Annotated in this window: 17 protein-coding genes, 3 tRNA genes and 1 pseudogene; 7 read left to right on the top strand and 14 right to left on the bottom strand. The window is 69.1% G+C overall.

Annotated elements, in window-relative coordinates:
* Window positions 1–299: 299 nt before the first annotated feature.
* From nagB to E0L17_RS08255, 4 genes are all read right to left on the bottom strand, one after another.
* Window positions 300–1,034, bottom strand: a complete 735-nt coding sequence (nagB, locus tag E0L17_RS08270; RefSeq protein WP_167930776.1) for a glucosamine-6-phosphate deaminase — start codon at window positions 1,032–1,034, stop codon at window positions 300–302.
* A gap of 261 nt (window positions 1,035–1,295) precedes the next feature.
* Window positions 1,296–1,919, bottom strand: coding sequence for an RdgB/HAM1 family non-canonical purine NTP pyrophosphatase (gene rdgB / locus E0L17_RS08265; RefSeq protein ID WP_167930775.1), 624 nt, complete (start codon window positions 1,917–1,919; stop codon window positions 1,296–1,298).
* A gap of 80 nt (window positions 1,920–1,999) precedes the next feature.
* Complete coding sequence (gene rph / locus E0L17_RS08260; RefSeq protein WP_167930774.1) at window positions 2,000–2,731, bottom strand: ribonuclease PH; 732 nt, start codon at window positions 2,729–2,731, stop codon at window positions 2,000–2,002.
* Window positions 2,732–2,895: 164 nt separating this feature from the next.
* Window positions 2,896–2,971, bottom strand: a tRNA-Val gene (locus E0L17_RS08255).
* A gap of 59 nt (window positions 2,972–3,030) precedes the next feature.
* On the opposite strand from E0L17_RS08255, the gene E0L17_RS08250 reads away from it, so the two are divergent.
* Entirely contained in the window at window positions 3,031–4,557 is a 1,527-nt protein-coding gene (locus E0L17_RS08250) for a Mur ligase family protein (protein WP_167930773.1), read from the top strand.
* Window positions 4,558–4,750: 193 nt separating this feature from the next.
* Here the strand turns inward: E0L17_RS08250 and E0L17_RS08245 are convergent, their stop codons facing one another.
* Together E0L17_RS08245 and E0L17_RS08240 are read right to left on the bottom strand one after the other, a co-directional pair.
* Window positions 4,751–5,590: an HAD family hydrolase gene (locus tag E0L17_RS08245; RefSeq protein WP_167930772.1), complete on the bottom strand. Its 840-nt coding sequence runs from the start codon at window positions 5,588–5,590 to the stop codon at window positions 4,751–4,753.
* A 156-nt stretch (window positions 5,591–5,746) separates the two neighbouring features.
* On the bottom strand, window positions 5,747–6,961 hold the full coding sequence (locus E0L17_RS08240; RefSeq protein ID WP_167930771.1) for an iron-containing alcohol dehydrogenase: 1,215 nt from the start codon (window positions 6,959–6,961) through the stop codon (window positions 5,747–5,749).
* Window positions 6,962–7,220: 259 nt separating this feature from the next.
* Between E0L17_RS08240 and E0L17_RS08235 the strand changes: the two genes are divergently transcribed.
* Window positions 7,221–8,261 carry a cupredoxin domain-containing protein gene (locus tag E0L17_RS08235; protein WP_167930770.1) on the top strand — a complete coding sequence of 347 codons (1,041 nt, stop codon included), beginning with the start codon at window positions 7,221–7,223 and terminating at the stop codon, window positions 8,259–8,261.
* Window positions 8,258–9,217, top strand: a complete 960-nt coding sequence (locus tag E0L17_RS08230; protein WP_167930769.1) for a hypothetical protein — start codon at window positions 8,258–8,260, stop codon at window positions 9,215–9,217. Before E0L17_RS08235 ends, E0L17_RS08230 begins: the two co-directional genes overlap by 4 nt.
* 187 nt (window positions 9,218–9,404) lie before the next feature.
* On the opposite strand, the gene E0L17_RS08225 is transcribed toward E0L17_RS08230, so the two are convergent.
* A tRNA-Glu gene (locus E0L17_RS08225) sits at window positions 9,405–9,480 on the bottom strand.
* 151 nt (window positions 9,481–9,631) lie between these two features.
* On the opposite strand from E0L17_RS08225, the pseudogene E0L17_RS11280 reads away from it, so the two are divergent.
* Both E0L17_RS11280 and E0L17_RS08220 read left to right on the top strand, forming a co-directional pair.
* Window positions 9,632–9,709, top strand: a pseudogene (locus tag E0L17_RS11280) (zinc-ribbon domain-containing protein); the annotation flags it as partial.
* A gap of 108 nt (window positions 9,710–9,817) precedes the next feature.
* Window positions 9,818–10,309 carry a hypothetical protein gene (locus E0L17_RS08220; RefSeq protein ID WP_286163385.1) on the top strand — a complete coding sequence of 164 codons (492 nt, stop codon included), beginning with the start codon at window positions 9,818–9,820 and terminating at the stop codon, window positions 10,307–10,309.
* Between the two features lie 93 nt (window positions 10,310–10,402).
* On the opposite strand, the gene E0L17_RS08215 is transcribed toward E0L17_RS08220, so the two are convergent.
* The 5 genes from E0L17_RS08215 to E0L17_RS08195 all read right to left on the bottom strand — a co-directional run bounded on the left by E0L17_RS08215 (window position 10,403) and on the right by E0L17_RS08195 (window position 14,265).
* Window positions 10,403–10,487: transfer RNA gene (locus E0L17_RS08215), tRNA-Leu, on the bottom strand.
* Between the two features lie 20 nt (window positions 10,488–10,507).
* A complete protein-coding gene (locus tag E0L17_RS08210; protein WP_167930767.1) occupies window positions 10,508–11,536 on the bottom strand; it encodes a Ppx/GppA phosphatase family protein in 1,029 nt (342 codons plus the stop codon).
* 1 nt (window position 11,537) lies between these two features.
* The gene (locus E0L17_RS08205) at window positions 11,538–12,119 is read right to left on the bottom strand and encodes a hypothetical protein (RefSeq protein ID WP_167930766.1); all 582 of its coding nucleotides are present in this window, start codon (window positions 12,117–12,119) and stop codon (window positions 11,538–11,540) included.
* A gap of 90 nt (window positions 12,120–12,209) precedes the next feature.
* Window positions 12,210–13,061: a nucleoside triphosphate pyrophosphohydrolase gene (gene mazG / locus E0L17_RS08200; protein WP_167930765.1), complete on the bottom strand. Its 852-nt coding sequence runs from the start codon at window positions 13,059–13,061 to the stop codon at window positions 12,210–12,212.
* A gap of 169 nt (window positions 13,062–13,230) precedes the next feature.
* On the bottom strand, window positions 13,231–14,265 hold the full coding sequence (locus E0L17_RS08195; RefSeq protein WP_167930764.1) for a CobW family GTP-binding protein: 1,035 nt from the start codon (window positions 14,263–14,265) through the stop codon (window positions 13,231–13,233).
* Between the two features lie 175 nt (window positions 14,266–14,440).
* Here E0L17_RS08195 and E0L17_RS08190 point away from each other — a divergent pair, with 175 nt between their 5' ends.
* Window positions 14,441–14,695 (top strand): DUF4160 domain-containing protein, encoded by a 255-nt coding sequence (locus E0L17_RS08190; RefSeq protein ID WP_075278988.1) that lies wholly within the window; start codon window positions 14,441–14,443, stop codon window positions 14,693–14,695.
* 13 nt (window positions 14,696–14,708) lie between these two features.
* On the top strand, window positions 14,709–15,143 hold the full coding sequence (locus E0L17_RS08185) for a helix-turn-helix domain-containing protein (RefSeq protein WP_075278989.1): 435 nt from the start codon (window positions 14,709–14,711) through the stop codon (window positions 15,141–15,143).
* Window positions 15,144–15,216: 73 nt separating this feature from the next.
* On the opposite strand, the gene E0L17_RS08180 is transcribed toward E0L17_RS08185, so the two are convergent.
* Together E0L17_RS08180 and mfd are read right to left on the bottom strand one after the other, a co-directional pair.
* The gene (locus tag E0L17_RS08180) at window positions 15,217–16,275 is read right to left on the bottom strand and encodes an NAD(P)-dependent alcohol dehydrogenase (RefSeq protein ID WP_167930763.1); all 1,059 of its coding nucleotides are present in this window, start codon (window positions 16,273–16,275) and stop codon (window positions 15,217–15,219) included.
* A gap of 267 nt (window positions 16,276–16,542) precedes the next feature.
* A complete protein-coding gene (gene mfd, locus E0L17_RS08175) occupies window positions 16,543–19,980 on the bottom strand; it encodes a transcription-repair coupling factor (protein WP_167930762.1) in 3,438 nt (1,145 codons plus the stop codon).
* Window positions 19,981–20,286 lie beyond the last annotated feature (306 nt).

Genomic DNA, 20,286 nt, shown 5'->3' with positions numbered 1-20,286 from the left:
CGGGCCCCTGCCGCGCGGCGCCACGCGGGCACGCGTGCGGACTCGCTCCCGGACCGCACTCGCTGACCGCACTCGCGAGTGCGGTCGGTCCCCGGCGTCGCGGCGGGCACTTCCCGGCGTATCGGCCCCATCGGGCCGCACCGGCGTCCCTTTCACGCCCAGTGCGGCCGCACTCCCGGAACACGCTCGCGAGCATGCCGGCTCGGACAAGGGTCGGGCGAGAAGGACCCGCATGACGAAGGGGCGATCCCCTGCCGGGAATCGCCCCCCCTGACGGACGAAAGATGCGCGACGCGCGCCTACGCCTCCGGGCACTTGGCGAGCGCGGCCTCGTCGGCCACGACCACCACGTTGGGGTGCAGCTGCAGGATGGAGGCCTGGCAGGACGGCGTGATCGGGCCATAGATCATGTCGTGCACCGCCTGGGCCTTGGCGTCGCCGTTGGCCACGACGAGAATCCTCTTGGCGGCCATGATGGTGCCGATGCCCATGGAGAACGCCTGACGCGGCACGTCGTCGATGCTGTCGAAGAGACGGCTGTTGGCCTGGATGGTGGACTCGGTGAGGTCCACGCAGTGGGTGCCCTTGACGAAGGCGTCGCCGGGCTCGTTGAAGCCGATGTGGCCGTTGTTGCCGATGCCCAGGAGCTGGAGGTCCTGGTTGCCGGCGGCGGCGACGGCGGCGTCGTACTCGGCGCAGGCGGCCTCGTAGTCCTCCATCAGGCCGTCGGGCACGTGGGTGTTGGCCTTGTCGATGTTCACGTGGTCGAAGAGGTTCACGTTCATGAAGTAGCGATAGCTCTGCTCGTGGTCGCCGGGCAGGCCGCGGTACTCGTCGAGGTTGTAGGTCTTGACCTCGGAGAAGTCGAGCTCGCCGGCCTCATAGGCGGCAACGAGGTTCTGGTAGGTGCCGATGGGCGTGGAGCCCGTGGCAAGGCCGAGCACGCAGTCGGGCTTGAGGGTGACCTCGGCCGCGATGATGGCGGCGGCCTTGCGGCTCATGTCCTCGTAATCCTTGGCGCGAACGATTCTCATAACGCATCCCTTCCATAGACCGGCAAGCTCCCCGCCCGCCGTGCGGCCCCATCGGCCGCGGCCAATGTGACTGCGACCACCAGGGCGAGGTCGCCAAAAGCTATGAGAAGGACTCGTCGCGTCGAGGCCCCTGCCCGTCCACGACGAACCGGGACTCCTCATCCCGGACGGTTACCGATTGTGCCTCATTTCTAACGTGTTTCGCCACCCTTTTGGGCGAGCGGTGCAAAAACGCCGCGGGCGGGCAGCTGACGGGCTGTGCTACAGCTTGTCGGCGAGGTCCTCAAGGGCATGGAAGCGATGCGAGATCAGGTTCTTCTCGTCCAGCGCGAGCTCGGCCATCGTGCGGCCCGGCGTCTCCGCGGGCAGGAAGAGCGGATCGTAGCCGAAGCCGTGCTCTCCGCGAGGCTCGTGGCCAACGAGGCCCTCGCAGTCGCCATCCCCGCGCAGAACCTCATCGCCGCGCACCAGGACAACGCTGGAGTGGAAGCGCGCGGTGCGCTCGGAGTCGGGCACGCCCGCCATCTGTGCCATGAGTTTCTCGTTGTTGGCGGCGTCATTGCCATGCTCGCCGGCCCAGCGCGCGGAGAAGATCCCGGGGGCGCCGTCCAGGGCGTCCACACAGAGGCCGGAGTCGTCGGCCACGGCCATGGGAAGGCCCGTCTCCTTCTGTGCCGCGCGCGCCTTGATGAGGGCGTTGTCGAAGAACGTGTCCCCGTCCTCCACCGGGTCGGGGAAGTCGCCCAGCTCCCCGAGGGCGACAAAGCGAACGCCCGGCATCACGGGCGCGAGGATGGTCTCTATCTCGACGACCTTGTGCGCGTTGCCCGTGGCCACGACCACGGTGCGCTCGGGGTCCAGCTCGGCGATGCTGATCTCTGCCATCGTTCCTCCTTTGGTCAGAAAACTTGCCTAAAAGGGGACAGGCCCCTTTTAGGCACTTTGGTCGGCGGGCCCGCGCCCACCTACAGGCTGAAGCCGGTCACCTGGGCCTGAAGGTCGGTGAGGCGGGCGATGCCATCCTGGCCGAGGTCCAAGAGCGCGTCCAGCTGCGCGCGGTCGAAGCAGGCGCGCTCGCCGGTGCCCTGCACCTCGACAATATCCCCGGCGGCGGTACCCACGAGGTTAAGGTCAACCTCAGCATGGGAGTCCTCGGGGTAGTCGAGGTCGAGCAGGGCGATGCCGTCCACCACGCCCGCGGAGACGGCGGCGACGCGGCCCGTAAGGGGCAGGCGTGGAAGCTTCCCGGCCTCCACGAGTCCGAGCAGCGCCTGGTGAAGCGCCACCCACGCACCGGTGATCGACGCGGTGCGGGTGCCGCCGTCCGCCTGGATGACGTCGCAGTCCAGCGTGATCGTGATCTCCCCCAGGCGGTCGAGGCGCGTGACCGCGCGCAGGCTCCGCCCGATGAGGCGCTCGATCTCCATGGATCGGCCCTTGCGACCGCGATACTCGCGCGGCGTGCGCCGGTTGGTCGAGGCCGGCAGCATCGCGTACTCCGCGGTGACCCAGCCCGCATGTGACCCCTTGCGCCAGTTGGGCACGCTCTCCTCCACCGTCGCCGAGCAAAGCACGCGCGTGTCGCCGAACTCCGCGAGGCACGACCCGTCGGCGTTCTTCATGACGCCGGGCGTGAGCGTGACCGGGCGCATCTCCGAGGCCGTGCGGCCATATGAGCGGGTGGACTCTTCCGTCATGGCATCTCCCCTCAAAATTAATCCGCCCTGTGGGCGACTGGCGTTTCAGCGACCTGCACTTTTTCATCCGGACCCTTCCACAGGGCGGATTAATTCTAGCAGCTGCCGTCGGCCGGCACGAAAAGGCCCCCGCCGCGCGAGGCGGGCGGGGGCCGGAGGATGGCTGGTGGGCGATGACGGGTTCGAACCGCCGACCTTGTGCGTGTAAGGCACCTGCGCTAGCCGCTGCGCCAATCGCCCGAGCACCTGCAGTCTAGCATACGGCGCAGCGTCGCCGAGACGCGGCTATACTAACTCGTATGAAGACTATTACGCTCACAGACATCGCGCGGGCGCTCGAGGCCTCCGGGACGCTTGCCTCGTCCATCCCCGCCGGCAACGACGCCGTGCCCGTGACGGGCGCCTCCTGCGACTCGCGCTCCGTCCGGCCCGGCGACCTCTTCGTCTGCAAGGGGGCGGCCTTCAGGCCCGCGTTCCTCGAGTCGGCGCTCGCCGCAGGCGCCACGGCGTACCTCTGCGACACCGCGCACGCGGACGAGCTTGCCGCCCATGCGCAGGGCGTCCCCGCCCTCGTGGCCTCCGACCTGCGCCGCGCCATGGCAATCGCCTCCGCCGAGGCCTTCGGCCACCCAGACCGCGACCTGCCCACCGTAGGCATCACGGGCACCAAGGGCAAGACCACGACGGCCTACATGCTCCGCTCCATCGTGGACGCGGCGCGCGGCGAGAAGAGCTGCGGCATGATCGGCACCGTGGAGACCTTCGACGGCCGTGCGGACGAGCCCTCGAGAAACACCACGCCCGAGGCGCCGGACCTCTGGCGTCACCTCGCCAACGCGCGCGAGGCGGGGCTCGCCGCCCTGGTGATGGAGGTCTCGAGCCAGGCGCTCAAGTACGACCGCACCTATGGCGTGGGCCTCGACGTGGCCTGCTTCCTCAACATCGGCCTCGACCACATCTCCCCCGTCGAGCACGCCGACTTCGAGGACTACTTCACCTCCAAGCTCAAGATCTTCTCGCAGTGCGAGACCGCGGTCGTGAACCTGGACTCGGACCATGCAGGCCGTGTCCTCGAGGCGGCCTCCCGCGCCCCGCGCACGCTCACGTTTGGGATCGACCACCCCGAGGCGGACGCCTGGGCGGACGGCATCGCGCACTCGGAGGAGGGCGTTGCCTTCACGCTGCACCTCGACGGCTGGGAGCGCCGCGTACAGCTTCCCTTCCCGGGGGACTTCAGCGTCTCCAACGCGCTCGCCGCGGCGCTCTCCGCGCATCTGCTGGGCGTCGGGCCCGACGCCATCGCGGAGGGCCTCGCGCAAACGCGCGTCCCCGGACGCATGGAGTTCTATCGCAGCGTCGACCGCCAGCTCACCGCCATCGTCGATTACGCGCACAACAAGCTCGCCTTCGAGTCGCTGCTCTCCGCCGTCGCGGGCACCTTCACGGGCGCCCGCGTGATCGCCGTCTTCGGGGCGGTGGGCGGCAAGGCGCGGGAGCGCCGCCACGAGCTCCCCGAGGTCGCCGCCCGCTATGCGGACTACGTGGTGCTCACCGCGGACGACCCCTGGACGGAGGACCCGCTCGACATCTGCCACGAGATGGAGCGGTCGCTCCCGGAGGGCTATCCCCACGAGATCGTGATCGACCGCGAGGCCGCGGCGGCCCGAGCCTTCGAGCTCGCGGAGGGCGAGAAGAGCGTCGTCCTGCTCCTCGCCAAGGGCCACGAGGCCTACCAGCTCACGCGCGACGGCTTTGTTCCCTGCGTCTCCGACTGCGAGCTCGCGCGCCGGGGCGTGGCCGCCCACGACGAGCGGCATCCGGCGTAGCGCCTGGCCGGCCGCCTCCGTACGCGAATACGCCGCATACGCCGAGTGACGGCTTTTGGACGGATGGACGACCTTTGAGGCCCTCGTCCGTCCAAAAGCCGTCACTCATGAAGGCCCTACGGGAGGGAGGCGGGCCCGCGGGCGGGAGGAGGCCCCTCGGGCGGGATTCCCCCACGAACGGGAGGCCGCAGTCCTAGATGAGCCCGAAGTGCTCCAGCGCCGCGGGCACGCCGTCCTCGGCGGCCGTGAGCGTCACGTAGTCGGCCACCGCGCGCACGTTGGGCAGCGCGTTTCCCATGGCCACGAAGGTCTCCACGGCGGCGCGCATGGAGAGGTCGTTCTCCGAGTCGCCAAACGCGAAGGTCCCCTCACGCCCGTGCCCCAGGTGAGCGAGCGCCGCCTCGATGCCCGTCCCCTTGTCGACGCCGCGCATGGAGAACTCGAGCACGCCGCCCTGGAGGTCGCAGATCGTGTAGTGCGCGTCGATGAAGTCGCGCAGCGGCACAAGGTCGCGCTCCCCCACACCGTTCGAGCAGAACTTGCTGTAGCGGCGCTCCCGGGAGAGCTCCGCGACCTCCTCCGCCGTGCGCGCAAGGCGCGAGCCCGGAAAGCGCGCGGGACGCCCGGAGGGATGGAGCTCGATGTTGTCCTCGTCGCCCTCGAGGGTGATGTCGATGCCCGCCGCAACGAAGCGCCGCGCCGTCTCGAGGAGCAGGTCGCGCTCGATGAACTCGGCGCGCACCACCTCGTCCCCCACGCATACGAGCGCGCCGGCCCCCGCCACGAAGCCGTCGGGGTTGAGCTCGCGTATCGCCTGAGGGATGAACGGCAGGTGGCGGCCGGTGCAGATGAAGGTGAGGTTGCCCGCCGCGCGCATGCGGGAAAACGCCTCGTATACGGCCTCGCTCGGACGAATCTGAAGGGCCTCGGAGGTCGCGCCCTCCTTCGCCCGCGCCCGCAGCCTCTCGAAGTCGTGCCACACCAGCGTGCCGTCAACGTCAAAGAACGCGACCGCCCCGTTCTTCTCGCCCATCGCTCCCCCTTACGCAACGTTTCCGATGCGGCATTGTACCCGACAAAGACAAGCGACATGAAAGCCGCAGGATTGGCTCCACCCGAACCCCCAAGCGCAAAGGGGGCCGAGCCCGAAGGCCCGACCCCCTGCTGCGAAGCGATAAGAACGCGTGGCTTAGAAGTCCACGTCCACGTCGTTGTAGACGCACTCGAGGAGCTTCTCCATCTCCTCCTGGGACGGCTGGCGCGGGTTGGAGCCGGTGCAGGCGTCGAGGATGGCGTTGGCGGCCACGTCGGCCTTCTTGGACTCGAACTCGGCGTAGTCGATGATGGACTCGTCGGCCTTCACGCCGCCCTTGCCGTAGTTCTTGATGCCCTGCGGGATGTCCAGCTTGTCGTTGAGGTCGCGGATGCACTGGACGAGGGACGCGACGAGCTCGTCCTCGGTCTCGCCGGCGAGGTGCAGGACCTCCTTGGCGATGTAGGCGTAGCGGCTCTTGGCGCGCTCGTCCTTGGCGTTGAACTGGATGACCTTGCCGAGGTACATGGCGTTGGCGCAGCCGTGGATGATGTGGTCGCCGGAGAAGGCGGCGCCGGTCTTGTGGGCCATGGAGTGCACGATGCCGAGCAGGCCGGAGGAGAAGGCGATGCCGGCGATGCACTGGGCCTCGTGCATGTGCTGACGGGCCTCGTGATCGCCCTGGTAGGACTTGGGCAGCCACTCGACGATCTCGCGGATGGCGTGGAGGGCGTTGGCGTCGGTGAACATGGAGCCCGCGGTGGAGACGTAGGCCTCGATGGCGTGGGTCAGCGCGTCCATGCCGGTGTGGGCGCAGAGCTTCTGCGGCATGGTGTAGGTGAGCTCGGGGTCGACGATGGCGACGTCAGGGGTGATGTTGAAGTCGGCGAGCGGGTACTTGATGCCCTTCTCGTAGTCGGTGATGACGGAGAAGGCCGTGACCTCGGTGGCCGTGCCGGAGGTGGAGGCGATGGCGCAGAACTTGGCCTTGGTGCGGAGCTCGGGGAAGCTGAACGGGACGATGGCCTGCTCGAAGGTCTCCTCGGGGTACTCGTAGAAGAGCCACATGGCCTTGGCCGCGTCGATGGGCGAGCCGCCGCCGATGCCGATGATCCAGTCGGGCTGGAACTTCTGCATGGCCTCGGCGCCGCGCTTCACGGTGTCGACGGACGGGTCGGACTCGACGCCCTCGAAGATCTCAACCTCGAAGCCGGCCTCCTTGAGGTCAGCCTCGACGTCCTGCAGGAAGCCGCCACGACGCATGGAGCCGCCGCCGGTGACGATCATGGCGCGGGAGCCCTTGAGGTTCTTGACCTCGTGGCGAGCGCCCTCACCAAAGTACAGGTCGCGCGGGTTGGTGAAACGTCCCATAACACTCCTCCAATTCCTATGCCGCCGCCACCGCGACGGATTCGAACGGGAGACCATCTCCCCCGTTTTCGCCGAACGAGAAGTACCGCCCCGGGCCGTCGAGGGATCGGCGACTCGGCCGGATTCAGTATAGCGAAATCGACTGGCAACATTGCGATGTTTCCGGCGCGAGAGCCGCTTCGCGGGCGGAGCCGCGAGCTCCCGCCCCCGCCCGTGGCGCGCCCTTCTCGGCTACCATAGGGGGACGAGAGGGGGCAGCATGGCGCACGACCCACGGCGAGAGGACTACCAGCGACTGAGCCTGCGTTTTGCGGAGGAGCTCGACAAGGGCGACCCCGCGGACGCCGCGCGCGCCTTCGCCTCGTTTGGGCGGCGCTTCGCCCAGGACCGCGACGGTCTCCCCCAGACGGATGCCGACCGCGCCTTCCACCTCGTGGCGATGGCGAGCGACGTCGTTGACAGGCGCCTCCCCTTCGCCTCCGACGAGCAGGCGCCCGACCTCATCAAGCGCGGGAAGGAGCTGCTCGAGGAGGCCCTGAGGCTCGACCCGGCGTGCCATGACGCGACGCGCATGCTCTCGTCCTCGAGAACTGCGTCGATCGACGAGCGCTACCGCTTCCTCAGCGACCATGCCGACGAGGTCCGCGCATCCTGCGAGCAGGCGCGCGACCAGGCGCTCGGCGAGCTGAGCGACGAGCGCGCCGCCCTCGCGGCGGACATCGCGATGCGACCCTACTGGCGCTGGCTCGCCTCCCTCGCGGAGGAGGCGCTCATCTGCGGGCGCAACCGCGTCGCGATCGACGTCTCCGAACGGCTCCTCGCATCTGACCCGCGAGACACCTCCGACGTCCGCTTCACGCTCGCCTACGCGCTCGCAAAGCTCGAGGACCTGCAGGGCTGGCTGGCGCTGACAAAGCGCTACGCCGCGCTCGCCTCGGGCCGGCCGGCCGACGACGCCTGGACCCTGCTCGCCGGTGCCTCGCTCGCGTTTCACAACGGCAACCCCATGGTCGCGCGCACGGGGATCGAGAAGCTGCTGCGGAAGTACCCGGGCGGCGCCATGACGCTCATCCGCCAGGCCGAGCTCCCCGACGGCGAGTTTGCCCGGCTGCACGTGACGCCCTACAGCGAGGACGAGCTCATCCTCGCCGTCAGCGAGGGAATCGTGCTGCTGCAGGAGGGGACGGATCGCTCCGGGAGGGGCACCTTCGGTGCCTGGGTGGCCCGCGAGGCCGCGCGCATCGACCCAAAGGCGGCGCGCGAGGCGATGGCGGCAAGAGAGGGGAGCCAGCAGTCGTGAACGCATGGGACGAGCTCGTGGAGCGCTGCGCGCAGCGCCGCCTGAAGAAGCTGGGGCCCCTTTCCGACGAGGCGTACGCCGAGCTGGTCCTCGCCGTGCGCGAGAACCCCGAGTCGTTCATCGAGCACACGCCCGAGCGCGCGATGCTCGTGATAGCGCGGGCGCTCGACGCCTATCGGGCGAGCTGCCGGAACGACGACCTCCTCGACGACGCCGCCTTCGAGGAGGAGCGCTCGCGAAGGCTCGCGAAGGCGCACGCCGAGTTCACCCTCGCGCGCGAGATAGACGAGAGCAGCCTCGACGCGTGCCTGCTCGAGCTGCTCACGGAGGACCGCGACCCCGACCTGCTCTTCCGGGGCCTCATCGAGCTCGAGCGCGACTTCTCCTCGGACGAGCTGCCCCCGGGCGACGCCTGGGACGACGTCTTCTACCGACCCCACCTGCGGCTGCGTGCCGCCCTGGCGAGAACCTGCCTCGACACGGCGCGCTACGGCATAGCCGAGCGCGCGGCGACCTCCGTGATGGACGCCTCCCCATCAGACCCGCTCGGCGCCCGCCACACCTGCGCCCTCGCGCTCGCACGGCTCGAGGACGAGAAGGGCTTCGATGAGCTCGACGCGCGCTTCTCCCGGCAGGGCGACCCGTGGTCCCACCTCGCGCGGGTGATCCTCCTCTACAAGCTCGACCGCATGAGCGCGGCACGGCGCGCCCTGCGCGGCTTTGACCAGCTCTGCCGCGGCGGCGCCTACGCGCTGCTGCGCCCCACCTGCGTGGAGCCCTACCTCCCCGACCGGCCCGACGTGACGCCGGGCGGATTCGAGGAGAGCGTCTTCGCCGTGCGCGAGGCGGAGCCCATCATCGCCGACGTGCCCGACTTTATCAACTGGTGCCAGGGCCACGACTGGCTCGTGGCGTCCGCGCGGCAGTTTGCCGAGAAGAACGACCTGGACTGGTAGCCCCGGCGCGACGTTCTTCTCGCCGGGGCGGCGCCGCTGGGGGCCTCTCCCTCCGGGACCCGTTATCGCGCATTGCGAATTCTGCGCGATAATCGCCCACACAGGGGATTCGTGAACACCCGCCCGCATGTCACGACAGCGAGAAAAGCGGGCCCGCCCGAAACCCGGACGAGCCCGCAGCGCTTCGTGGTGCCCCCAACGGGAGTCGAACCCGTGTCGTCGCCTTGAAAGGGCGATGTCCTAGGCCACTAGACGATGGGGACGCACGGGAGAGTATACCAGACCGCGTTGCCCGGCGGGCATCCTTTGGCGGGCAAGCGACGGCCGCCTGGGGCAGTAGTATGCCGTTCTTATCGCTTGATAATGGCGAGATAACGTCCCGCGCATACCATTGTGAGACGAGGAAACCCGACGATGGGAGGCGCCATGTTCTGCCCTGCCTGCGGAAGACAGCTGAGCGACGATGCCCGCTTCTGCCCCGGGTGCGGAAGCCCCGTAACCCCGGCCAGCCCCGAGACGACCCCCGGGCCGCCTGCCGCGGACGGGCCCGTCCGCCCAGAGGCAGCGCCCACGCCGCAGGCGCCCCAGCCTGCGCAGCCAATGCCCCAGCCCACTCCCCAGCCACCGACCTTTGAGGCCACCAACGGCACGGCGCAGGGGATGAAGTGGTTCAAGTTCGTTATCTACGCGCAGCTGTTTCTGAGCGCCGCGGCGTCGCTCCTGAACGCATTCGCGCTCTTCACGGGCGCAAGCTATGGGGACTCCGCAGACCTGGTCTATACCTTCTACTCCGGCCTGCGGGCGGTCGACATCCTCTTTGCGATCATATACGTGGCGCTTGCCGGAGCGGCGATCTACGTCCGCATGAGGCTCGCCAAGTTCAGGCGCGACGCGCCGTCGCTCTACCTGATGTTCCTCGCGGCGTCTCTCGCCGCTCAGATTCTCTACGCCGTGTTCGTCATGGTCGTGATAGGAATCTCGCCGCTCGACATGTTCGACATCTCAACAGTGACCTCGACCATCACGACCGTCGTTCTCATCGTCGCCAACAAGGTCTACTTCGAGAGGCGCGCGCACCTCTTCGTCAACTAGGGGACACGCGACGCGGCGGCGCATGGGAACGGCCGGCCGTAACGCACCGACACAAAAATGCCCGGGAGGCCGTCCCGGGCATTGCGTTGCAGCTGGTAGGGGCGGTGGGACTCGAACCCACAATCCTCGCGGCGAGAGATTTTAAGTCTCCTGCGTATGCCAATTCCGCCACGCCCCCATATGCGCGCTCATACCATCCTAGCGCAGCGGGCGCTCCGGGAGGACATGCATCTCGGGGCGCCAGCCCACCGGCGAGGCCGTCCCGTCGAGCGAGGCCGCGGCCGTCAGGGCCAGGCCGAAGAGCAGGTCGGACTCGCTCGCCTGAAGCGTCGAGAAGGACGTCTGGCGCATGAGCTCGGAGATGGCGACCGCGCCGCCCAGAATCACGGGCGCGCGCTTGGCCTGGAGGCCCGGCAGCTCGGCGCGCTGCTCGACGGTGAGGCCGGCAAGGCGCCCCTCGAGCGCCTCGACCTTCTCGCGCGTGAGGCTGGCAAGGTGGACGCGCGCGGAGTCATAGGGCTCCATCTCGGCGTCCATGGCCACGAGGCTCGTGACCGTGCCGCCGCAGACGACGAGCGCCTCCGGGGCGCCCGCGACGGCGCGCTCGGAGCCGGCTGCCCAGAGCCCGCCCTCCTCGACGGCCGGGGCAAACCCCTCGGCGACGAAGGCGTGGGCGGCAGTCAGGTCGCCCGCGGTCGGCAGCGGGGCAGCCTGGAGGTACTTCTCGGTCACCCGGCGGCAGCCCACGTCGACCGAGCGCACGTAGGTGAGGTCGAGCGCCCCGTCCTCCCCCAGCGACCCGAGGGCAAGCTCGGTGGAGCCGCCGCCGTTGTCGGCCACGAGGATGCGCCGGCCCCGGAAGTCCTGGGCCACGCCGAGAAACGTCAGCGAGCCCTCGATCCGGCCGGGGATGACGAGCGGCGAGAGGCCCAGGGACTCGAGCGCAGACGTCATGTCGCGCGAGTTCTCCGCGTCGCGCGCCGCGCTCGTGAGGGTGCAGCACGCCGCGGGGGCGCCGGCCTCGACCGCCAGGGCAACGTAGCCGCGGACGCATGAGAATACGCGGCCGATGGCGTCATCCCTGAGCCTTCCGGTGGCGTCGACCCCCTCGCCGAGGTTGCAGATCTCCGAGTGCTTGATGAGGCGGACCACGCGGCCGCCCTCGACGTCCGCCACGGCGAGGCGGGCGGTCACGGTCCCGATGTCGATGCAGGCGACGCGCGTCATGCTACTTCACCTCGTACTGGAAGACGACGTCGCCGAGGGCCACGTACCAGGGGAGCGCCTCGCCCTCGTTGGCGGGGGCGTCGTCGGACTCCTCCGGCGCGCCCTCGAGCACGACGCCGACCTCGCCCTCGTCCACAAATCCGCGACGGCGCGCCTCGTCCTCGATGCCCTCGCGGGTCTGGAGGCGGCTGATGTCTCCCTGATACTCCTCGATGCTGGCGTTGAGCCCGTCAAGCGTCTCCTGCTTCACGCCCTGGTCACGCCACGCGCGATAGAGGCCCTGCGCCGGCGGGTAGACCGAGACGAGGACGAAGAGCACGACGGCGGCGATGACGATCGGCGCGCGAAGGCGCGAGAGCAGGCCGGATGCGTCGACCTCCCGCACGCCGCGCAGGAGAGACGGGCCCGACGGACGCCTTCCCGCGTCGCCGCGCGCGGGCGCGCCCTTCTCCGCGCGCCGACCGGGGGCCCTCCTCGCCGCGCCCTGGGCGCGCGAGACGCGCCGGCCGGGCGCGCCCGCGGATGCCGGGCGTGCCCCCATGCCGACTCTCAGGCTGGGTCTTGTGAGTACTCTCTCGCTCATGCCGCTGCTTCGTTTCTGGTTCGTGTTTGGCTGGGCTGTACGCTGTGTCTGCCTTAGTTATACCAGACGGGCGGCGGCACGGGGGCGCACTCAGAGGTTCTCCTCCGCCTTCGCACGGTCCCAAAGCTCATTCAGGGCCGCAGCGTCAAGCTCGTCGAGAACAACGCCCAGCTCACGGGCCCTCTCCTCCATGCGGGCCCAGCGCGCCCTGAACTTGCGGTTGGAGGCCGCGAGCGCCTCCTCGGCGTCGATGCCCTCCCAGCGGGCCACGTTCACGAGCGCAAAGAGCAGGTCGCCAAACTCCGCGGCGCGCTCCGGGGAGCCCGGCGCCTCGCGCTCCATCTCCGCGCGCTCCTCGGCGACCTTCTCCCACACGCCCGCCTCGTCCGGCCACTCAAAGCCCGCCTTGGCGGCGCGCTTGGAGATCTTCTGGCACTGCATGAGCGCGGGGAGGGAACGCGGCACGCTGTCGAGCAGCCCCTGCGGCCGCTCGTCCTCGCCGGAGGCGGCGCGCTCCGCGGCCTTCACCTCGTCCCAGATGTCCTGGACCTCACCTCCGTCGCCAGCCGCCGCATGCTCGCCAAAGACGTGGGGATGGCGGCGCACGAGCTTCTCGTTCAGGCCGTGGATGACGTCGTCGATCGTGAAGGCGCCGTCGTCCGCGGCTATCTGCGCGTGCAGGACCACCTGCTCCAGAACGTCGCCGAGCTCCTCCACCAGGTGCGTGGCGTCATCCGCCTCGATGGCCTCCACCGCCTCGTAGGCCTCCTCGACCATGTTCTTGGTGATGGAGCGGTGCGTCTGCTCGCGGTCCCACGGGCAGCCGTCCGGCTGGCGCAGGCGCCACATCGTGCGGACCAGGCGATCAAACTCGGGGTGCGTGGCCGGCGCTCCCGGGCGAGCGGCGTTCTCGGCGTCCACGCGATCGGCGATCTGAGACATGACGGCTCCTTCTGCAGCAGGTTCTTCTCGCCTGCGATTCTACCGCGGGGCGCCCTGCCGCCGGGCGAGTGGCTCGTTTTGGACGGACGGCCGCCTCGTACGGCCTCATCCGTCCAAAACGCGTCACTCGGCCGGGTGGGACGCGACGGCGCGCGGCGAGAAGAACGCGCTACTCGTGATGGTGGTCGTGATGGTGGCGGTGCCCGTCGTGATGCCCGTGATGGTGCCCGTAATCGAGCGACTCGTCATCGGCTGCCTCCGCATGGCCCGCGGCCACGGCGTCGCGCACGAGCGGCAGCAGCGTCTCGCGCAGCCAGGGCCTGCGCACCTCCGGGCCAATGAACACCGCGAGCGCACCGTCCTTCTCGCCCTCAGCGGGCGGCTCGGCCCCGGTGACCGACCACGCCCGGTCCACCACGTCAAAGCGCAGCCACTGGCCACCGCAGGGCAGCACGCCCTTGGCGCGCACGACCTCGCCGAAGACCCCTGCGACCAAGGCGTCCAGAAACCACAGCAGGTGGTTCTCCGTGGGCAGCGAGACCCCCGCAAGAGACAGGCTCTCAAACTCGTCCTCCGCCGACGCCGCATCCGGACGCGCCGCGGAGCGCTCTGGGTCGAGGTCGTGCTCGAGCAATGCCGAGAAGAACTCGTCGGGCAGCTGCCCGTACGGCACGTCCACGATCCGCGCGCCCGGGTTCCTCTCGGCCACCCACGCCCGCGCGGCGGCGACCTGGCCCGGCCCCGCATGCTGCACCTTGGAGAGCACCACCACGGGCGCCGTGGCAACCTGGTCGAGGTAGATGTCCGAGAAGCGCTCGCGCTGACGCTCCCAGGCGACCGCGTCCACGATCACGAGCGGCGCGAGCAGCGAGATGCGCTCGTAGCTCACCTGGTCGACGTTTTCCAGCACGCTGGAGAGGCGCGCGACGCCCGTGGGCTCCACGACCAGGTACTCGGGGTCGAGCGTGTTGGCGATCGTGAGGACGGACGCGGCGAAGTCCTGCTTGCCCGAGCAGCAGATGCAGTTCTCGGTGGACTCCCAGACGGAGAGCTCGTCGGTCTCGGAGAGGACCTTGGCGTCGATGTCCGCCTGGCCGTACTCGTTCTCGTACACCACGAAGTCGCGCCCGGTGCGACGGGCGAGCTCCTGGATGAACGTCGTCTTCCCGGCCCCAAGGAAGCCGGACACCACCAGCACGCGCATGCGACCCCCAACCTGAAACGCCGTCGCTTTTGGGCACGTCGATTCTCTCACATGTTAGCCAGCCCTTGCGCTGGCCCACATTCCGCCGCGTCCGTCCCGGCGTAGGAGAAGATCGTCATTTCGTTGTATCACGGTATCGTGATATACTGCTCCCAACCGAGGGAAGGTGGTCAGCATGCCCGTACTTGCCCGCTTTTACGGAATCGTCATACGCATGTACTTCCTTGGCTCGGAGCACAACCCTCCGCACATTCACGCAATCTATGGAGACAACACAGCGGCCTTCGACATTCGGACGGGCAACTTGCTCGACGGAGAGCTTCCTTCACGAGCCGCCACAATGGTCCGCGAATGGATTGGACTTCATCGAGTCGCCCTCATCGAAATGTGGGAGACACAGGAGTTCAGAGCGCTTGCTCCACTAGACTGAGAGGAGTAGTCCCATGTTTCACAAGATAAAGGACGTAACACCCCTTCCTGGCCTTTGCATGCGCGTGCAGTTTGTCAACGGAACGACCAAGCTCTACGACGTCGCACCGCTTACCGAGCGATTCGACGCCTTCCAGGAGCTCAAGAGAGGCCATCTGTTCGAGGATGTCGAGGTCGACGCCGGCGGATACGGCGTCTCGTGGAACGATAACCTTGACCTGTCCTGCGACGAAATCTGGGAACACGGCGAGCCCATAACGACGGAGTTCGACGGGCTGATGTCGTTCGCCGACGCGAGCGAACTCTGGGGGCTCAGCGAGTCCACACTCCGCAAGGCGGTCTCATACGGCAAGATCGTCGCCGGCATCGACGCGAGGAAGTTTGGCAAGCAGTGGATCGTTACCTCCGCTGCCATGCACAGAGAGTACGGGGAGCCGCTGAGCGCCTAGGCGCATGCGACCCCCAGACAGACGAGCGGGCGGGGGCCGAGAAGGACCCCCGCCCGCGACTCACCATGAAACGCTAGTCGATGACGACGACCGGCTTGATGAGGTCGGCCGGCTTGTCACGCATGAGGAAGAGCGCCTCCTCGAGGTGGTCCCAGCCGTGGAAGACATGGGTGGAGAGCGGCGCCACGTCCAGGCGACCGGAGCTTACGAGCGCGCCGAGCTTCTCCATGCGCAGACGGCCGCCGGGCATGAGGCCGCCGCGGATGTCCTTGTGACCCATGCCGACGCCCCACTCCACGCGCGGGATGGTGACGAAGTCGCCGCCGCCGAGGTAGTTGACGTTGCCGATCTTGCCGCCGGGCTTGAGGGCCTTGACGGCGTCCTCGAAGGTCTGGCAGCCGCCGCCGGCCACAATCACGCGGTCGACGCCCTTGCCGCCAGTCATCTCGAGGACCTGGTCGGCAATCGGGCCGTCCTTGTAGGAGATGAACTCGGTGGCGCCGTAGCCCTTGGCCGCCTCGACGCACTTCGGGCGCGTGCCCACGGCGATGATGCGGGAGGCGCCGCGCAGGTTGGCGCCGGCCACGCTCATGAGGCCCACGGGACCGATGCCGATGACGAGGACCTCGTCGCCAAACTGCACGTCGGCGAGCTCAACGCCGTGGAAGCCGGTCGGGACCATGTCGGAGAGCATGCAGGCGTCGACGGGGTTGATGTTCTCGGGCAGGTGGGCGAGGTTACCGTCAGCGTCGTTGACGTGGAAGAACTCGCCGAAGACGCCGTCCTTGAAGTTGGAGAACTTCCAGCCTGCAAGCATGCCGCCGGAGTGCATGGAGTAGCCGGCCTGGGCCTCGAGGGAGTTCCAGTCGGGGGTGATGGCGGGGATGAGGACCTTGTCGCCGGGCTTGAAGTCACGGACGAGCTCGCCGACCTCGTCGACGACGCCGCAGGCCTCGTGGCCAAGAATCATGTTGTGGCGCTCGCCGATGGCGCCCTCCCAGAGCGTGTGCACGTCGGACGTGCAGATGGCGACGGCCAGCGGACGGACGATCGCGTCCATCGGCCCGCACGCCGGGCGCTCCTTCTCGATCCAGCCGGACTCGCCGATCTTGAGCATTGCGTAACCCTTCATGGGCGCACCCCTTTCGGTCGGTGGTTCACACGTTGCCCCTGTGGCAACCCAACTCACTTAGGGTTCCCGAAACAGCGTCGAAACATAACCGGGGGCGCGGCGGGCGGTCGGCGTTAGACCGCAAGCGGCGAGAAGAACCTCTCGACCGCTGGCCGTGCAAAGGGGGCGTGCAAAGGGGACAGGCACTTTTGCACGGCCCCGTGCAAAAGTGCCTGTCCCCTTTGCACGCCCCCTTTGCACGCTGCCCCCCCTGCACGCCCTGCGCCGCTACTCCTCCGCCTCGTCGTCGCCGCCGATCTCCTCCAGCACGCCGAGCGCGGCGGGCATGACCTCCTCCTCGGTGCGATGGAAGGGGTAGGCAACCTTGTGCGTCTTGGGGTACACGAGCGTGCCGCGCTCCTTGAGCCGCAGCGCCACGGGACGCGGCACCTCGACGCCCTGGTAGATGAGCCGCCCGTTGGAGAGGCTGACGGAGGAGCACCCCAGCCGCTGCGCGCGGATGCGCACGCGGGCGCGGTCGAAGAGGTTGCGCCCGGCAAGCGGCAGCGCGCCAAAGTCCTTCTCGCACTCCTCCTGCAGGGCATCCACCTCGGCCAGGTCCACGGCGGCCGCCAGGCGCCGGTATGCGAGCACGCGCTTGTCCACGTCGGGCAGGTACTCCTCGGCGAGGAAGAAGTCCGCGGGCAGGTTGATGGTGACCTCGGCCTGTTCCACGTCGCGCGTCTCACCGCGCGCCTCGGCCACGGCCTCGCCGAGCATCTGCGTGAAGAGGTCAAAGCCCACGCTGGAGAGGTTGCCGTGCTGCTCGGCCCCCATGAGCGAGCCCGCGCCGCGGATCTCCAGGTCGCGCATCGCGATCTTCATGCCGCTGCCCAGGTCCTGGTACTCGTTGATGGCCGTGAGGCGGTCGGTGGCCTCGGGCGTGAGGGGCTGCTCGGCCGGGAACATGAAGTAGGCGTAGGCCTGCGTGCGGCCGCGGCCCACGCGGCCCTTGAGCTGGTAGAGCTGAGCCAGGCCCAGACGCTGCGAGTCCTCGATGATGAGCGTGTTGGTGCGCGGGTTGTCGATGCCGCTCTCGATGATGGTGGTCGCCACCAGAACGTCGATCTCATGCTCCTGGAAGTGGAGCATCACGTCCTCGACCTCGCGCGCGCTCATCTTGCCATGCGCCACGCCCACGCGGGCCTCGGGCGCGGCCTCCATCACGCGCTCCACTGCGTCGTCGATCGTGTGGACGCGGTTGCTCACGTAGTAGACCTGGCCCTTGCGCGCGAGCTCCTCGCGGATGGCGGCGGAGACGATGTCCGGGTCCCACTCCCCCACCGTGACCTTCACGGGCAGTCGGCCGGGCGGCGGCGTCATGATGAGGCTCATGTCGCGCACCCCGCTCATGGCCATCTGCATGGTGCGCGGGATGGGCGTCGCCGAGAGCGTGAGCACGTCCACCTGCTCGCGCATGTTCTTGAGCTGCTCCTTGTGCTGCACGCCAAAGCGCTGCTCCTCGTCGATGATAACGAGCCCCAGGTCGTAGGGGTTGACGTCGGCCGAGAGCAGCCGGTGCGTGCCGATGAGCACGTCAACCGAGCCGTCCGCGAAGCCCTCGAGCGCCTTGCGCTGCCGGGCGGGCGTCACAAAGCGGGAGAGCACGGCCACCCTGAGGTCAAAGGGCGCGAAGCGCGAGAAGAACGTCTCGAAGTGCTGCTGCGCCAGGATCGTGGTGGGGCAGAGCACCATGACCTGCTTGGCGTCCTGGCAGCACTTGAACGCCGCGCGCAGGGCCACCTCGGTCTTGCCGAAGCCCACGTCGCCGCAGAGCAGGCGGTCCATCGGGCGGCGCGCCTCCATGTCCGCCTTGATGTCGGCGATCGCGGAACGCTGGTCGGGCGTGAGCTCGTAGGAGAAGCTCGCCTCCATCTCCTCCTGGACGGGCGTGTCCTGCGAGAACGCGTAGCCGGGCACGGAGCTGCGGCGCGTGTAGAGGTCCACGAGGTCAAAGGCGAGCTTTTTCGCGGAGCGGCGCGCCTTGCCCGTGGCGCGGGACCAGTCGGCCGTGTTGAGGCGCGTGAGGCGCGGGGAGCTGCCGTCCGGCCCCACGTAGCGCGTGATGCGGTCGACCTGCTCGAAGGGCACGAAGAGCTTGTCGCCGCCGGCGTACTCCAGGAGGAAGTAGTCGCGCTCGCGGCCGGCCACCTCCTGGCGCACGATCTCCGAGAAGAGCGCGATGCCGTGCGTGGCGTGGACGACGTAGTCGCCGGGCTTGAAGGGGAAGGTCACGCTCGTGGGGTCCACGCGGCGGGCGCGACGGCGGTTCTTGGCCGTGCGCGCCGTGAGGTCGGAGACCGAGAAGACCGCGAGCCCCGCCGTGGGGATCACGATGCCCGCCGGCACCGGCGCGTCGATGAACGTGACGCGACCGCGCTCAAGGGGCGGGACCTGCGGGTCGTTGTTCTCCGCCGACGTGCCGAGCGACTCCACCACCGGGACGGACTCGTCGGTGAAGCGCAGCTCCAGGGCCTCGCGCGCCGCACGGTCCGGCACGGCGAAGAGCACCGAGGCCCTATCGTCCACGAGCTGGCGCACGCGCCCCATGAGCTTGGCGTCAGAGCCTGCGATCTGCGGCTGGCGCACGGCGAGCTCGGCCGTCGCCGCGCCTGACCCCGCGCGCAGGATGGACGAGAAGGACAGGCGCTGCTGGCTGCCGAAGTCCATCTCGCGGGGGGCGGTGTAGAGGCCGTCCAGCGAGACGTGCGAGGCGTTGGCCGCGACGGAGATCTCGTCGTAGGCGCGCATGCAGTCGTCGAAGAGGGCGCGCGGCTCGGCGAGGACCACGAGGGCGTCGGCGCTCATGTGCTCGAGCGGGCCCGACGTGGACCCGTAGAGCGCAGGAAGGTAGCGCTCCAGCGCCGGGTCCGCCGCTCGCTGCCGGATCAACTCGAGGTCCGCGGCTATCTTGCCGTTATCCTGCGCCCGGTTGTAGAGCGCACGCTCGGCGCGGGCCACGGTCTCGTCGGTGAAGGCCAGCTCGCGGCAGGGGGAGACCGTCACCTCGGAGAGCTCGCCGATGGTCTGGCCCGTGGAGGGGACCATGCGGCGCACGCGGTCGATCTCATCGCCGAAGAACTCCAGGCGCACCGGCGAGGTGGCCTGCGCAGGGAAGACGTCGACCGTGTCGCCGTGCACGTGGAAGGTGCCGGGTGCGTCCACGTCCCCGGCGTCGGTATAGCCCATGCCCACGAGCAGCGCGGGCACGTCCTCGAAGGGCACCTCTTCCCCCACAGCGAAGGTGCTCGAGGCGAAGTAGCCCGAGCCCCGGGGCGGCACGCGCCGCAGCAGGGCGTGTGCCGAGGCCACCACGACGCACCTCTCGCCCTCGGCGAGGCGCGCGACGGCGCGGCAGCGCGCCCCGATCACGGCGTCGTCCGGGGCGGCGTCCGACCACGGGCGGTCCCGGCGCTCCGGATAGCGGCAGACCGCGTCCTGCCCGAGCCACGCGGCGAGCGCGCGAGCCGCGCGGTCGGCGGCCTCCTCGCCCGACACCACGAAGAGGCATGGGCGCGGGTCGCGCGCCCAGAGGGCCGCGAGCACGAGCGGGCGCGCGGACTGCGCCACGGCAAGCGTGGCGTCATGCCCGGCGTTGAGCTCGCGCAGCAGCGGCTCGAGCTCGGGCGCGGAGAGGAGCTTGCGAGAGACGCGGTCGATCAGCATGGGCATCCCTACATGAGGACGCGCCGGCCCCGGCTTCGGGGTCGGTGCGTGGCGGCTTGGTTTTCCCGGCTATTGTACCTGCGCGGGCGTGCGCACACAGGTTCTTCTCGCCCGGCGCCGCCCTCCGCCCCAGAACGTCGCGAAGGCCCCGCGGAGTCAGCGTGCGGGGGCGCGGCGACATTTCCCCGCCGCAGAACGTCGCGAGGGCCCCGCACGTCGGCGCTGCGGGGGATTGGCGACACTTCGCCGCACAAAAACGTCGCGAGACCCCCGCACACCCACCCTGCGGGGGCCTCGCGACGTCTG

The sequence above is a fragment of the Olsenella sp. SW781 genome (assembly GCF_012027725.1).
Taxonomy (GTDB): Bacteria; Actinomycetota; Coriobacteriia; order Coriobacteriales; family Atopobiaceae; genus Thermophilibacter.
Note: the sequence above shows the minus strand (reverse complement) of the source record. Positions and strands in the feature narration are given on the sequence as shown.

Excerpts from the sequence above, each read along its gene's own strand:
- E0L17_RS08210 (WP_167930767.1), bottom strand. The coding sequence starts at position 11,536 with ATGACGCGCGTCGCCTGCATCGACATCGGGACCGTGACCGCCCGCCTC.
- E0L17_RS08195 (WP_167930764.1), bottom strand. The coding sequence starts at position 14,265 with ATGCGCGTGCTGGTGGTGTCCGGCTTCCTTGGGGCCGGGAAGACGACG.
- E0L17_RS08220 (WP_286163385.1), top strand. The coding sequence starts at position 9,818 with ATGCCCCAGCCCACTCCCCAGCCACCGACCTTTGAGGCCACCAACGGC.
- E0L17_RS08205 (WP_167930766.1), bottom strand. The coding sequence starts at position 12,119 with ATGAGCGAGAGAGTACTCACAAGACCCAGCCTGAGAGTCGGCATGGGG.
- nagB (WP_167930776.1), bottom strand. The coding sequence starts at position 1,034 with ATGAGAATCGTTCGCGCCAAGGATTACGAGGACATGAGCCGCAAGGCC.
- E0L17_RS08245 (WP_167930772.1), bottom strand. The coding sequence starts at position 5,590 with ATGGGCGAGAAGAACGGGGCGGTCGCGTTCTTTGACGTTGACGGCACG.
- E0L17_RS08250 (WP_167930773.1), top strand. The coding sequence starts at position 3,031 with ATGAAGACTATTACGCTCACAGACATCGCGCGGGCGCTCGAGGCCTCC.
- E0L17_RS08190 (WP_075278988.1), top strand. The coding sequence starts at position 14,441 with ATGCCCGTACTTGCCCGCTTTTACGGAATCGTCATACGCATGTACTTC.
- rdgB (WP_167930775.1), bottom strand. The coding sequence starts at position 1,919 with ATGGCAGAGATCAGCATCGCCGAGCTGGACCCCGAGCGCACCGTGGTC.
- mazG (WP_167930765.1), bottom strand. The coding sequence starts at position 13,061 with ATGTCTCAGATCGCCGATCGCGTGGACGCCGAGAACGCCGCTCGCCCG.
- rph (WP_167930774.1), bottom strand. The coding sequence starts at position 2,731 with ATGACGGAAGAGTCCACCCGCTCATATGGCCGCACGGCCTCGGAGATG.
- E0L17_RS08180 (WP_167930763.1), bottom strand. The coding sequence starts at position 16,275 with ATGAAGGGTTACGCAATGCTCAAGATCGGCGAGTCCGGCTGGATCGAG.
- E0L17_RS08235 (WP_167930770.1), top strand. The coding sequence starts at position 7,221 with ATGGCGCACGACCCACGGCGAGAGGACTACCAGCGACTGAGCCTGCGT.
- E0L17_RS08185 (WP_075278989.1), top strand. The coding sequence starts at position 14,709 with ATGTTTCACAAGATAAAGGACGTAACACCCCTTCCTGGCCTTTGCATG.
- E0L17_RS08240 (WP_167930771.1), bottom strand. The coding sequence starts at position 6,961 with ATGGGACGTTTCACCAACCCGCGCGACCTGTACTTTGGTGAGGGCGCT.
- mfd (WP_167930762.1), bottom strand. The coding sequence starts at position 19,980 with ATGCTGATCGACCGCGTCTCTCGCAAGCTCCTCTCCGCGCCCGAGCTC.